Source organism: Pararhizobium sp. O133, assembly GCF_051669845.1.
GTDB lineage: Bacteria > Pseudomonadota > Alphaproteobacteria > Rhizobiales > Rhizobiaceae > Pararhizobium.
On the sequence record NZ_CP196426.1, the window covers coordinates 4103348 to 4117066 of the forward strand.

The 13719-nt window shown below is 59.2% G+C and carries 15 protein-coding genes; 3 read left to right on the forward strand and 12 right to left on the reverse strand.

The window, feature by feature from the left end:
- Window positions 1-7: 7 nt before the first annotated feature.
- From ACST81_RS19950 to ACST81_RS19970, 5 genes are all read right to left on the reverse strand, one after another.
- Window positions 8-1132, reverse strand: coding sequence for an AI-2E family transporter (locus ACST81_RS19950; RefSeq protein WP_438753712.1), 1125 nt, complete (start codon window positions 1130-1132; stop codon window positions 8-10).
- Window positions 1133-1518: 386 nt separating this feature from the next.
- Window positions 1519-2586, reverse strand: coding sequence for a sensor histidine kinase (locus tag ACST81_RS19955; protein WP_438750092.1), 1068 nt, complete (start codon window positions 2584-2586; stop codon window positions 1519-1521).
- The gene (locus tag ACST81_RS19960) at window positions 2586-3032 is read right to left on the reverse strand and encodes a response regulator (protein WP_438750093.1); all 447 of its coding nucleotides are present in this window, start codon (window positions 3030-3032) and stop codon (window positions 2586-2588) included. Before ACST81_RS19960 ends, ACST81_RS19955 begins: the two co-directional genes overlap by 1 nt.
- Window positions 3029-4519, reverse strand: a complete 1491-nt coding sequence (locus tag ACST81_RS19965; RefSeq protein ID WP_438750094.1) for a sensor histidine kinase — start codon at window positions 4517-4519, stop codon at window positions 3029-3031. The genes ACST81_RS19960 and ACST81_RS19965 overlap by 4 nt, the downstream gene beginning before the upstream one ends.
- A gap of 169 nt (window positions 4520-4688) precedes the next feature.
- Entirely contained in the window at window positions 4689-4874 is a 186-nt protein-coding gene (locus ACST81_RS19970; protein ID WP_438750097.1) for a hypothetical protein, read from the reverse strand.
- 156 nt (window positions 4875-5030) lie between these two features.
- Here ACST81_RS19970 and ACST81_RS19975 point away from each other — a divergent pair, with 156 nt between their 5' ends.
- Entirely contained in the window at window positions 5031-5417 is a 387-nt protein-coding gene (locus tag ACST81_RS19975; protein ID WP_438750099.1) for a hypothetical protein, read from the forward strand.
- Between the two features lie 60 nt (window positions 5418-5477).
- Here ACST81_RS19975 and ACST81_RS19980 read toward each other — a convergent pair whose 3' ends face one another.
- The 6 genes from ACST81_RS19980 to ACST81_RS20005 form a co-directional block, all read right to left on the reverse strand.
- Window positions 5478-5822 carry a RidA family protein gene (locus ACST81_RS19980; protein WP_438750100.1) on the reverse strand — a complete coding sequence of 115 codons (345 nt, stop codon included), beginning with the start codon at window positions 5820-5822 and terminating at the stop codon, window positions 5478-5480.
- 111 nt (window positions 5823-5933) lie between these two features.
- Window positions 5934-6761 carry a dipeptide ABC transporter ATP-binding protein gene (locus ACST81_RS19985; RefSeq protein ID WP_438750101.1) on the reverse strand — a complete coding sequence of 276 codons (828 nt, stop codon included), beginning with the start codon at window positions 6759-6761 and terminating at the stop codon, window positions 5934-5936.
- Complete coding sequence (locus ACST81_RS19990) at window positions 6758-7612, reverse strand: ABC transporter ATP-binding protein (protein ID WP_438750102.1); 855 nt, start codon at window positions 7610-7612, stop codon at window positions 6758-6760. Before ACST81_RS19990 ends, ACST81_RS19985 begins: the two co-directional genes overlap by 4 nt.
- Window positions 7612-8520: an ABC transporter permease subunit gene (locus tag ACST81_RS19995; RefSeq protein ID WP_438750104.1), complete on the reverse strand. Its 909-nt coding sequence runs from the start codon at window positions 8518-8520 to the stop codon at window positions 7612-7614. Before ACST81_RS19995 ends, ACST81_RS19990 begins: the two co-directional genes overlap by 1 nt.
- Before the next feature lie 10 nt (window positions 8521-8530).
- Window positions 8531-9535: an ABC transporter permease subunit gene (locus tag ACST81_RS20000; RefSeq protein ID WP_438750105.1), complete on the reverse strand. Its 1005-nt coding sequence runs from the start codon at window positions 9533-9535 to the stop codon at window positions 8531-8533.
- Window positions 9536-9639: 104 nt separating this feature from the next.
- Complete coding sequence (locus tag ACST81_RS20005; protein ID WP_438750106.1) at window positions 9640-11235, reverse strand: ABC transporter substrate-binding protein; 1596 nt, start codon at window positions 11233-11235, stop codon at window positions 9640-9642.
- 498 nt (window positions 11236-11733) lie between these two features.
- On the opposite strand from ACST81_RS20005, the gene ACST81_RS20010 reads away from it, so the two are divergent.
- Both ACST81_RS20010 and ACST81_RS20015 read left to right on the forward strand, forming a co-directional pair.
- On the forward strand, window positions 11734-12444 hold the full coding sequence (locus ACST81_RS20010) for a helix-turn-helix domain-containing protein (RefSeq protein WP_438750107.1): 711 nt from the start codon (window positions 11734-11736) through the stop codon (window positions 12442-12444).
- Window positions 12445-12532: 88 nt separating this feature from the next.
- Complete coding sequence (locus ACST81_RS20015) at window positions 12533-12919, forward strand: response regulator (protein WP_438750108.1); 387 nt, start codon at window positions 12533-12535, stop codon at window positions 12917-12919.
- Window positions 12920-13186: 267 nt separating this feature from the next.
- On the opposite strand, the gene rirA is transcribed toward ACST81_RS20015, so the two are convergent.
- Window positions 13187-13651: an iron-responsive transcriptional regulator RirA gene (rirA, locus tag ACST81_RS20020; protein ID WP_438750109.1), complete on the reverse strand. Its 465-nt coding sequence runs from the start codon at window positions 13649-13651 to the stop codon at window positions 13187-13189.
- Window positions 13652-13719: the final 68 nt, after the last annotated feature.

The following is a 13719-nucleotide window of genomic DNA, read 5'->3' on the forward strand; positions in this document are numbered from 1 at the left end:
GACTCTGTCAGCCCGGCAGCTGTCGTTCCGGCGGCTGGGTGCGGACCTCGTTGAAGATGGTCATGGCGATCAGCGACAGGGGCAGCGCCAACATGGCGCCGACCGCGCCCCACATCCAGGTCCAGAAGATGATCGCAATGAAGATCAGGAACGGGTTGATCTCCAGCCGATGGCCGAGGATCGAAGGCGTCACGATGTTTTCCATCACGAGATGAAGAATGAAGAAGCCTGCAGCCGGCGCCAGCGCCAGGAGGAGCGCATCGTGGGTCATCAGGCCCGCGCAGAGCAGCGCGACCGTCATGATGGTGACGCCGAGATACGGGATAAAGCTGGAGACAAAAGCGAACAGGCCCCAGACCGGAGCCATTGCCAGCCCCCCAACAAAGGTGATGGCGGCGGTGATCGTCCCGAGCACCAAGTAGATCAGGCTTGCTGTGGAGAAGTAAAAGCCGACAGCGTTTTCCGTAGCGTTCATGATGCGGATCGCGGCCAGCCGGCGTTCCCGGGTCGCGAAGGCCAGGATGATCGTCTTGCGCAGATGTGCGCGCCCGACGAGGAACAATCCCAGCGCCGCCAGGAAAATCATGATCTGGATAAAGGCTGGTGTTATGCCCGAAGCGACGAGCCCCAGCATGGTGCCGGCGTTCTGAATGACGACATCGGTCATCGCCTTCTGATTGGTGCCGGCAATGGCGAGCCTTGCCCATTCAAACCGCTGCAGATAGGGCAAGACCCGTTCGATCGCCCCTTCAAGCATGGCCGGAGCCTGGCCCGCCAGCGATGTCAGCGGTTCGATGGTCGCATTGATCAGGAAGAACAGCCCGACGACGAAGACCAGCGCGAGGAGCAGTCCCCCAAGCACCGGCGGCAAGCCGAAGCGTGCAAGACGATCGGCCGCGAGGCCCAGAACCATGCCGACAACGATAGCAAGGGTCACCGGCATGAGGATCGCTTCCATCATGTAGATAACCGCCGAAGCGAAGATGATAAAGGTACCAACGATGCTCCAGGCAACGACGAGATCCAGCCCGGACTTGGGCGCGGTTTGCGGTGGCGCTGCTTCCGCCGCCCGCGCTTCGATCTCCGCCTGTTTTCGCTGCTTGATCAACCCACTCGCCGGGAAGGCGCCCATTTCGTTCTCTCCACTTGCCCGGCCCGGCCAGCGGGTCGAATGGCGATGATCCATGTCCGGAAAATGCCGCGGACGGACGGCGCTTTGGCTTGTCCACGGTCTGACAGCGGTTAACGCATCGGTTGCGAAAAAGTTCCTCGGAGCGGACTGGCGCAAATAGGGAACCACGATGCGTGCCGACGTTTCATATATTGGATGTCGCCGGCTCCGAGGGAGGAGAAGACGAGACGGCGCGCAACAGATCATCGTCCGATCGGATGTTATCCGGAGCAGAGGAACCATTAATTGCCATGATCATGTGGCGCTAAAGGCCGTCGACAAATAGTGCCGGCAGCAGAGCGGGATTCGACACGTTTCACCGCGGCAAGCCGTCCGGCTTTCCCGATCTACGCCCGAATTTGTCCCGAGATCGGGAAGGTCACCCGAACACGCGTGCCGGCCATGTCCCTGTCATAGACAAGCGTGCCGCCCATCGTCGCTGCCATCGAATTGAGGATTCTGGTTCCAAGCCCCGTTCCCTTGGCGGGCAATTGCGGATTCATGCCGACGCCATCGTCTTCCACCAGAAGCTCGATCGTCTCGGCGTCACGCCGCGACAGCCGGACCCGTATTTCGCCGGCGCGCCCGCTCGGATAGGCGTATTTGAAGGCATTGGTGACGAGTTCGCTGACGACGAGCCCAAGTGGAACGACCTTATCCGTCGGCAGTTGGGTGGCCTCAACCGAAAGAGCGACCGTATGCGGTCGCGCATCGTCTCGCATGGAGGACTGAAGTTCGCCGAGCAGGCTTTTCAGGTAGTCGTCGATATCCACCACGCCGACCTGGTTCTTGGCGTAGAGATGACGATGGACGTTGCCGATCGCATGAATGCGGACCTGCGTTTCCTGCAGGGCAGCCACGGCCTCCGGGTCGGTCACCAACGAGGCCTGCATGCGCACAAGCGAGGCCGCGAGGCTCAAGCTGTTGGCGACGCGGTGATTGACCTCACGCAGGAGAAGCTCGGCCCGATCGCGTTCCTGATGCACGGCCTCCTGCGCGGCCGCCGTTTCACGACGAAACCGCGCCCGTTCCAGAGCCTGCCTCAGTGCTGTTCCCAGGACATCGAAAAACTCTGCCGAGACGCTTTTCGTCACATAATCTTCGGCGCCCCGCTTCAGTGCTTCGACTGCGATGCTGGCTTCGCCTGCGCCTGTTACGTAGACGACAGGCGGATGGTCCCTGATCGCGACGATGGCCGGGAGGATATCAAGGCCGGTTTCGCCCAACAGGTAGTGATCAAGCGCGATTGCGTCCACATTCCCGGCTTCCAGAACGGCCATGCCGGCTTGCCGGTCGAGCGCGGTCACGACGTTGAAACCCTGACGCGTCAGGTTCTTGCGCAGGAGGACGCCAAGCGCTTCATCGTCATCGATGTACAGGATGCGCATCTCGCCGTTGCCTGCATAGCGCTCCATCAGCACGCCTCCGGCACGGTTACCACCGAGAGGAAGAGCCCAAGCTGCTGAATGGCGTTGACGAACTTATCGTATTGCATGGGCTTGGCCACATAGACGTTTGCACCGAGATCATAACAGCGATGGACCTCGACCGGATCGTCCGTCGTGGTCAGAATGATCACCATCAGCCGTTTCAAATGCTCGCTCTCGCGCACTTGGGCGAGGATATCCATGCCGGTCATGTCGGGCAGATTGAGATCGAGCAGGATAAGGAGTTGCTTACCCTCGTGCGCCTCGCCCGTACCGTCCGGGCCGAGCAGATAGGACAGCGCCGCCGTTCCGGTCACGAAGGACACGATTTCGTTGGTCACGCCGGCCCGGCGGATGTTTTTTTCAATCAGACGAGCGTGGCCTTCATCATCCTCGATCATGATGATGACGACAGGCTGTAAACCAGTGTTCATTGCTCCCCCCTGTCCTTGACAAACCGCAGATCGGTCGCGAGGCTGACGAAGAAGGTTGTCCCCTCTCCCAAGGTCGATTTGACGAGAACGTCTCCTCCCAGACGGCGAACCAGCGCACGCACATGCGCCAGGCCTATGCCTTCACCCGGCCTGTCCTGCGAACCCGAGCGCCGAAACAATTCGAAAATCCGTTCCAGATCCCGCTCCGCAATCCCTCGGCCATTATCGCTGACGTCGATCACGACCTGATCTCCGGCAATCGCGCCCGTCACGCGGATCACCGGCGGGCGGGTCGCATGCGCGTATTTTACCGCATTATCCAGAAGGTTGCCAAAAATTTGCTGCAGGGCAAGTCGATCAGACGAAATATGCGGCAGGTCCGGCGCGATCTCCACCCTGGCATTCGTTTCATCGAGCCTGTGTTGAAGATTGGCGACCGTCTCGGACAGCAAGTCCGCAAGGCTGAGCCGCTCGGCCACCAGCTGCCGGCTACCGGCGCGCGCCAGCCGCAGGATCTCGTTGATCAGATCGTCCATGCGCTTCATCGAGGAGCGGATGAACCCCAGCGCTTCAGGAATATCGACATTGACGGCCTCGCCAGCCTGCTTCTCGATCAACGCATCGCGCTCGCCCTCCGGCTTTTTCACATAATCGGCAAAGATCGCCGACGCCCGCTCCAGTTCGGACGTAAAGCCCATGATGTTGACGAGAGGCGCCCTCAGATCGTGGCCGACAATATAGGCGTAACTCTGCAATTCACGATTGGCGCGTTCCAGATGCCGCGTGCGCTGACCGATCCGGACTTCCAGCGTTTCATTCTGGTGGGTAAGCGCCTTGCGCGCTTCTTCGAGCTGGACGGTGTGACTGAAGATGACCCAAATGGCGCCGCCGACAAGCACAACAAGCAGGACGGCGCCGCCGGCAATGGTGATCATCAGCCATTCCGTTGCTTTGCTCAAAGCTCGGCGCTTCTGGAAGCCGATATTGCCGGTGATGGCGTCGATCCGGGTCATGATGTGGTGGATCTCGTCCATCGCCACCTTGCCGGCATCCGCCTGTACGATCGCGAGAGCCTCTGCATCGCGCCCCGCCGTCTTCAGCGCGACGGTGTTCTTCATTTCGCTGATCTTGGTTTCGATCAGCGATTTCAACCGGTCGATGGTCGTGCCGCTGATACCGACCTTGAGCATATCCCCGCTAATACTGAGAAACTGCAGCCGGACGAGTGCTTCAGCCCGCTTGAACGGCGAAAGATATTTTTCCTCACCGGCGAGAAGATAACCACGCTGGCTCGTCTCCGCATCCTGTACGAGATTATAGAGAAGGAGCGCGCGCGCATTAAGCCGCGAGGCTTCGAGCGCCTGTTGCGAATTCTCGCGTGCATCATAGGCAAAACGCAAGGATGTGAGCACAAGCCCCAGGAGAAGAACTGCGCCGGCAAACAAGATCAGTGGCACGGTTCGGGAAAATACCGAACGCCCGATCATCACAACCTGCCCCCATGCATGACGGTCAAGTCCCTCTCCCGCCTGGACCGTCTGTCCCCGCTTTCGGCGCGGATGGATTACCGAGCGATTCCCCATGAACGTCTAGATTTTGAACGTACAGCGTCCAGAAAAAAAGAAAACCGTTTATGTGCCGATTTGATCGACGCCGTCAGTATCTTTCCGGCGGGAAGACATGCAGCGTGAGGGAAAATAGACCAAGGCCGAGAATAACGACGATGAGGGTATTGGCGACATCTTCCGAAGTCGCGGGCAGAACACCGAGACCGACAATAGCGCCGATCAGCAGGAACAGAAAAATCCTTGGCAACCAGTACAGCATGGCACGTCCCTTCATTGTTGGAGAGTATCCCGGAGGACCGCCCTTTAACGGGAATGACGTGTCTTTGTTCCACTTTATCGGCCTCCCAAACGAGAAACATTTTGAAGCGCCCATAGGTGATCCACTTCTTCATTGCCGCGTATCGAATTGTATCACGCGATGGAGACCGTCATGAAGATGCTCATTGTTGCCTGCTTCAGAATGGCCATGTCCGGCCTCGCGCTCGCGGCCGAGGCGAACCATTTGAAGGAAGCGGATATCCGCAACCAGATCATCGGCCGGACGATTTATCTGGCAGCACCCATGGGTGGCGAGTTTCCGCTCAACTATCATACGTCCGGCGTGGTGGATGGCAGCGGCAAGGCGCTCGGTCTCGGCAAATTCATCCAGCCGACCGACCGGGGTCACTGGTGGATCCAGTCCAACAAGCTCTGCCAGCAGTTCGAGGTCTGGTACGACGGCTCGAAAATGTGTTTCGACCTGACGGATGCTGGCGAAAACAAGGTGAAATGGGTTCGGGACAACGGCGAAACCGGGATTGCCCGGATCGGCAACTGAACCCATGAAAAAGCCGGCACTCCAAGGGAATGCCGGCTTTCATACATGCGATCGCTGCGATCAGAGAGCGGCGACGACGATGACTTCAACGAGGTATTCCGGCGTTGCCAGCTTGGCTTCACCGGTGGCGCGGGCCGGGGTGTTGCCCTGCGAGGCCCATGCATCCCAGACGGCGTTCATCTTCGGAAAATCGACCATGTCGGCGAGCCAGACCGTTGCCGACAGAATGCGGCTCTTATCGGTGCCGGCCAGCGCCAGCAGGCGATCGACGGAGGCGAGAGCCTGCTTGGTCTGCTCGGCAACGTCGGAGCCGGCCTCGCCGACCTGGCCCGCGAGATAGACGGTGCCGTTGTGAACCACAGCCTGGCTCATGCGCGGGCCGGTTTCGAAGCGTTTGATATCCATCTTTCCATTCCTCGTAAATGCGGCGGACCGCAGTCTGAAAATCGTGTGACGCTGGCGCTTTATCGCAGATCGCCGGTCGGTGGAACCGCGATTGTGAAATCGTGCCGCCAATCAGGCGGCATTTTTCCGGGCAAGGCGCGCCTTGATGCTGTCGACATCGGCGCGCGGCGTGGCCGCGAACAATGTCTTGGTATAGCTGTGCTTGGGATCGGCGAAGACTTCTTCGCGACTGCCGTATTCCACCGCCTCGCCGTAATACATCACCATCACGTCATCAGCGATGTAACGCACCACGGAAAGGTCGTGGCTGATGAACACATAGGTCAGTTGGAACTCGTCCTGCAGATCGGCCAACAGGTTGAGAACCTGCGCCTGCACGGAGAGGTCAAGTGCCGAGACCGGCTCGTCGAGCACGAGAAGCCGCGGATTGAGCATCAGCGCCCGGGCAATGGCGACGCGCTGACGCTGGCCGCCGGAAAACATGTGCGGATAGCGGCCGTAATGCTTTTCCTCGAGTCCGACCTTCTTCAGCATGGCGATCGCCTTGTCGCGGCGGTCGTCGGCCTTCATGTCCGTATTGATGATCAGCGGCTCGGTGAGGATTTCGCCGATCTTCTTGCGCGGATTGAGCGTGCCGTAGGGATTCTGAAAGACGATCTGCACCTTGCGGCGCATGTCCGGCGTCAGCTTTTCACGGGCAATATCGACCTTCTGGCCATCGATCAGCATGTCGCCCGAGGTTGCCGGGTCGATCATGGTAACGATGCGGGCCAGCGTCGACTTCCCACAACCGCTTTCGCCGACGATCGCCAGTGTCTTGCCCTGATCGACCGAAAAGCTCACGCCCTTGACGGCGTGAACGGTCTTGCCCTTTTTCAGCAGGCTGCCCGGGATATGATAATCGCGGACAAGGTTTCTGGCTTCGAGAACATGGGTCATCGAACAGCTCCTGCAAAGATCTGGTCGTCGGTGAGGAATTCCGCGATCGTCGGAAGACGGTCGCCTGTGGCGTTGTCCGGAAGCGCCGACAGAAGCGCGCGGGTATATTCGCTCTTCGGGGATTCAAACAGAGAAAGCACGTCCGCCTCTTCGATCTTGCGGCCCTTGTACTGGACGATGACGCGGTCGGCGGTCTCGGCCACCACGCCCATATTGTGGGTGATGATGATCAGGCCCATGCCGTTCTCGGCCTGAAGCCGCATCAGCAGGTCAAGGATCTGCTTCTGGATGGTCACGTCGAGCGCCGTCGTCGGCTCGTCGGCGATCAGGAGCTTCGGATTGCAGGCGAGCGCGATGGCGATCATCACGCGTTGGCACTGACCGCCCGACATCTGGTGCGGGAAGTGGCTCAGTCGTTCTGCCGGGTTGGGAATGCCGACCAGTTCGAACAGTTCGATCGCCCGCGCCCGCCGCGCCGCCTTGCCGAGACCCAGATGGATGCGCAGGACTTCCTCGATCTGGAAACCGACGGTGAAGCACGGATTGAGGCTGGCGATCGGCTCCTGGAAGATCATGGCAATGTCCTTGCCGACGATCTTGCGCCGATCCGACGACGACAGGCCGAGCAGATCGATATCGTTGAACTGCAGCTTGTCGGCGGTCACCTTGGCTGTCCAGGGCAGAAGGCCCATGGCGGCGAGCATCGAAACCGACTTGCCGGAACCGGATTCGCCGACGATCGCAAGGACTTCGCCGGCATTGACCTTCATCGAGACACCATCGACGGCGCGGAACGGACCGGCCGCGGTCTGGAATTCGACAACGAGATTTTCAACTTCGAAAAGGGACATCAGGACCTCTTCAGCTTTGGATCAAGCGCATCGCGCAGGCCGTCGCCCATCAAGTTGATGGCAAGGACGGTGATGAGAATGGCGAGACCGGGGAAGGTCACGACCCACCAGGCGCGCTGGATGAACTCGCGCGCTTCGGCAAGCATCGTGCCCCATTCCGGCGTCGGCGGCTGTGCGCCCATGCCGAGGAAGCCGAGGGCCGCCGCATCGAGGATCGCCGCCGAGAAGGCGAGCGTCGCCTGGACGATCAGCGGCGCAAGGCAGTTCGGCAGGATCGTCCGGAACATCAGCCGCAACGTGCCGGCACCCGCAACCCTGGACGCGATGACGTAATCCTTGGTACGCTCGGACATGACGGCGGCGCGGGTCAGACGCACGAAATGCGGCAGATTGACCAGCGAGATCGCGATCATGGCATTGAGCAGGCCGGGACCGAGAACGGCGACCAGAACCAGCGCCAGAAGCAGCGACGGGAACGCCAGGATGATGTCCATCACCCGCATGATGATCGTATCGGTACGACCACGGAAATAACCGGCGACCAGGCCGACGAGCACGCCGGAAATGACCGACAGCGTCACGACCACGAGACCGATGAACAGCGAGAAACGGGCGCCGTAGATCAGCCGCGACAGGATATCGCGACCGACGGCGTCGGTCCCGAGCAGATAAGTCCACTGCCCGCCTGAGGCGACCGCCGGAGGCAGGAGCAGAACGTCGCGGTTCTGGATGCTCGGGCTATGCGGCGTCACCAGCGGTGCGAAGATGGCGAGCAGCAGGATGATCGTGAAGATCACGAGGCCGATCACCGCGCCCTTGTTGCGCGAGAAATAGAACCAGAATTCGGCAAGACCGGATGGCGGGGCGGTCCCGGACGCAGGAACGGCGTTTGTATCGACAACAGCCATGGGACCCTCCTCAGTGTCGGATGCGGGGATTGACGAGGCCATAGAGCACGTCAACGATGAGGTTTACGACCATGATCACCGCGGCGATCAGCATCAGACCGCCCTGGACGACCTGATAGTCGCGCTTGAAGACGGAATCGACCATCCATTTGCCGATGCCCGGCCAGGAGAAAATCGTCTCGGTCAGGATCGCGCCGGCCAGGAGCACGCCGACCTGCAGACCGATCGTGGTGATGACCGGGATCAGGGCATTGCGCAGCGCATGCACGCCGATCACCCGGAACGGCGACAGACCCTTCGAGCGGGCGGTGCGCACATAGTCTTCGCCAAGCACTTCCAGCATCGCCGAACGCGTCTGGCGCGCAATGACGGCGAGCGGAATGGTCGCGAGCACGATGGTCGGCAGGATCAGATAGGTGACGGCGGACTTGAAGGCGCCCGCCTGCCCCGAGATCAGACTGTCGATCAGCATGAAGCCGGTCACCTGCGGGAAGAAGTACATCAGCGAAATGCGGCCCGAGACGGGCGTCCAGCCGAGATAGCCGGAAAAGAAGATGACGAGCAGCAGGCCCCACCAGAAGATCGGCATGGAATAGCCGACAAGTGCCGTTCCCATCAGCGTCTGGTCGAGCCAGGTGCCGCGCTTGACCGCTGCGAGGACGCCCGCGGGAACGCCGAGTGCGACAGCCAGGATGATGGCGCAGAGCGACAGTTCGATCGTTGCCGGAAACAGCTGCAGAAAATCATCGAGCACCGCGCGCTTCGTGACGATGGAGCTGCCGAAATCGCCCTGCAGGAGATTCATCAGATAATCGAAATATTGCATGTACATCGGCCGGTCGAGGCCGAGTTCCGCCATGATCTGCGCGTGCCGCTCCGGCGACATGACGCGCTCACCCGACATCAGCATGACCGGATCGCCTGGCAGAAGTCGAATGAAAGAAAACGCTATGAGAGATACCCCGATAAAGGTGGGTATCAGAACGGCGAGCCGTCCGACGATAAAGCGCAACATGGGAGCCAATCCCTTCTTCTTGTTATTTTTAAAAACCGGCGGCCCGAATTTCGAGCCGCCGGCCACAACACACTCTTTTCGGTGTGCCTTTCTCGTAACCGATCTTATTCGGCGATATCAACACCGTCGAAGATGAAATCACCGAGCGGCGACTGGACGAAGCCCGAAACCTTCTTGCTCATCGGCACGACGGCAAGCGAGTGGTCAAGCGTATTCCAGGGCGCTTCCTTCTTGAAGACGACCTGGGCCTGCTCGTAAAGTTTCGTGCGCTCGGCCACATCGGCGGTTTCCTTCGCCTTGGTCACGAGATCATCGAATTCCTTGTTGCACCACTGCGCGCGGTTGTTGCCGCCAACAGCGTCGCAACCGAGCAGCGTATCCAGGAAGTTATCCGGATCACCATTGTCACCCGTCCAGCCGAGGATCGCGGCACCGTCGCGGTCCTTGGCAGAAGAGAGCTTCAGATATTCGGCCCATTCATAGGATACGATTTCGACTTCGACACCGATCTTGGCAAGGTCGGCCTGCATCAGTTCGGCGGCCCGGCGTGCATTGAGCATGTACGGACGTGCGACAGGCATTGCCCAGATTTTCATCTTGAGGCCGGTGACGCCAGCATCTTCGAGCATCTTCTTGGCCGCTTCCGGATCATACTTGTCGTCTTCGACGGCATCGTTGTACGACCACATTGTCGGCGGGATCGGGTTTTTGGCAACCGTTGCCGCACCCTGGAAGACCGCATCGACGATGGCCTGACGATTGATCGCCATATTGAGGGCCTTGCGAACCTCGACCTTGTCGAATGGCGGAACCAGCGTGTTGTAGGCGAGATAGGAAACGTTCAGGCCGGCCTGTTCGGACACGTTGAGGTTCGGATCAGCCTTCATTTCGGCGACATCGGCGGCGTTCGGATATGACATCAGGTGGCACTCGCCAGCCTTCAGCTTCTGCGCGCGGATTGCGGCATCGGTCGTGATGGCGAAGACGAGATCATCGATCTTCTGCTTGCCGCCCCAATAGTCCGGGTTGGCCTTGTAGCGGATCGCGGCATCCGGCTGATAGGCAACGAAGGTGAACGGACCCGTGCCCAGCGGCTGCTGGTTCATCAGTTCCATCTTGCCGTCGGCCTGCAGCTTGTCGGCATATTCCTTGGAAACGATGGAGATGAAGGGCATGCCGAGGTTGGCGAGAAGCGGTGCTTCCGGGCGCTTCAGGGTGATCTTGACCGTCAGGTCATCGACCTTTTCGACCTTGTCGAGGACATCCGGCAGGCCCATGCCGGAGAAATATTCCCAGGACGCGCCGGGTACATACTTGTTCCAGGGATTGTCGGCCTTGTACTGGCGCTCGAACGAGAAGATCACGTCGTCCGCGTTCAACTCGCGCGTCGGAGTGAAATAGTCCGTCGTCTGGAACTTGACGCCCTTGCGCAGCTTGAAGGTATACTCCTTGCCGTCAGCCGAAATTTCCCAGCTTTCAGCCAAGGCGGGCTCGAGTTCGGTCGTGCCGCGCTTGAATTCGACCAGACGGTTGTAGACGGTGTGGGCGGCGGCGTCGAACGTCTGGCCACCGGTGTACAGGCCCGGATCGAACCCTTCCGGCGAGGCTTCGGAGCAGTAGACAAAGGTCTTCGACCATGCAGAACCGGCCATCAGGGTGGCGATCGCGGTTGCTGCGAGGAGAGTAGTGAGCTTTTTCATGAGCTTTGCTTCCCAGTTTTGTTCTTGTTCTCATAATTTTTCTGACGCAGAAGCCGTTGTTTCCGGTCAAGGCCGGATGGAACGACATTTGCCCCGGCATTGCAATAAGCATCCGGAAAAATTTGTCCAATTGGAAAATTCATCCAGATCCGACAGGAGTGACGCTATACACGACTTTTTTGAATGAACAACCGGCGAAAGACGAATCAAAATAGCCCCTCGGAAAATGTCAATCGCAAATTGCACGGATAGTTCCAAAGCGCTTCAAGTGGCATAAGACACTTGCGGGGCGGGGAGGACTGTCAAGCTTTGATCTGCCAGGCGGGGATAGATGAAAGCGACCATATGCAGTCCTCCCACTCGCCGCCCTTCTCCGCACCTCGACACCCCCCTTCCAATTCTGTCGCTCCCTCCTATTTTCGTTTGAAATACCAGTTGCTTGTGACGAATCGCACGGTAAACTGGTGTTCGCGGATCACTGTGGAGGACGGCCGCGTCGTGGCAACTCTTCTGAAAAACCACCGGCGATATCATTTTGACGGCGATTTGGAGAAAGCGCTCAATCGCGTCGATTTCTTCCGGATTTTTCACACCATGTCGCTGCGGTTCGGTTTCGATCATTTCGGAATCCTGCAACTGGGGAATGAGGGCGACGCCTGCATGCTGTCCAATCGGCTTGCGCTGCACGATCTGCCGTCAGGTCTTGCCGAGGAATATGACAAGCGCCATCGCTTCGGCGATTCCGTCGTGTTCAAGAGCCTCCATACGTCCACCATTCCTTCCGTCTGGAAAGCCGGCGACCCGCATATGGGCGGCGGCGGCAATCTGCTCGATCAGCTCGGCTTCGAAATGCTCATATGCGTGCCGGTCACCGGTATCAACGGCGCCCGCTATGCCGTGCTGTTCCTGGGCGATGGCGAGGATATCGAGCAGCAGCAGCATTTCGAACTCTGCTACGACGCCGTCTGCGCTTTCGATTTCTTCTACCGGCTGGTCCTGTCCAACAAGGCGGGCCTTGGTCTCACGCCCCGCGAGACGGAGATCCTGCGGTGGATTTCCCACGGCAAGACCGCCAGCGAAATCGCTCTCATCGTTTCCGTGTCTGAACACACGGTCAACTCGCACACGGCCACCATCCTGAAGAAGCTGGACGTCGTCAACAGAACCCAGATGGTCGCCAAGGCAATCCGGGAGCAGATTATCCAATAAATAGAATCACGAAGCCTATACCTGCCGGAGGGAACCGGACACGATTTTCATCAACAGCCATTCCATTCAACGGAACAGCCACACTATCATGACCAACCCGATCCACATCCTTCTCGTCGACGACGATCCGGCCGAAAACCTGATCATGCGTGGAATCATGAGGAAGGTGACGAGCGCCGAAATCCACCTGCATTATTGTGAAACGATCGATGCGGCCCTCGACTTCATCAAGTCCGGAAAACCTGTCTCCATGGTGCTGATGGATAACCGGCTACAGCCGCAAGCCGATTTTCGTGAAACCGTCCCCGCCATGCGGCAACAGGGCTTCATCGGCCCGATCGGCGTGATTTCCTCGTCGGTTGCCGATCCCTATTTCCAGAACATCGAAGACTATGGCGTCGACTTCCGTATCGACAAGGCTCAACTCGATCCAACCGCGATTGAATTCATCCTGCGGGAATATGTGACGAAGTGACAGGGCGCCTGATTTGGTGATGCGACCCCGACAGCAAAAAGCCCGGGCGAACCGGGCTCAGATTGTTGACAACCCTTGAAGCTGATTGTTTGGGGACGTGGCAACTCCACCCTCCGTCATTCTCGCCCTTGTGGCGGGAATGACAGAGGAGATGGTCGCTGCAGAATGTCCCAAGCGACCTTCAGCGGCGTCAGAAAGCGCCTTTGTCAGCAGTCTGAGCCCGGGAGAGCCGCCTTTTTGAATTTCAGGATATCCGTGCTGTAAAAATCAGGCAGCCACCGTCTTCGGCTGGGTCAGGTGATCGAGGCCGAGCAGGAAATTGATCTGCGGCCGCGCTTTCACAAGGTCATCGATCGAATACTGCTGAAGCACCTCGAAGAAAGCGTTCAACGCCTTGCGAAGCGCTGCGTTCAGGCCGCAGCTATCGACCAGCGGGCAATCGATTTCGCCGGCTTCGAAGCATTCCGCCATGGCGAAGCTGTCCTCGGTCACCTTGACGACGTCAAAGAGCGTAATTTCGGATGCCGGCTTGGGCAGGCGCACGCCGCCATTGCGGCCGCGCACCGTCTCGACCAGACCGGCCCTGTTCAAGGGCTGCAGGATCTTGAAGAGGAAGAGCTCGGAAACACCATAGGCCTTGGCGATTTCCGGAATGCGGCTGAGACGGCCGTCATTGGCGGCACAATACATCAACATGCGGACGGCATAGTTCGTTTGCTTCGTCAGGCGCATCACCAACTCCAGACTTCAAAATTCCGGCTCGTCCATTCCGGACGACAACCCTGTGAACTCGTGCGGCA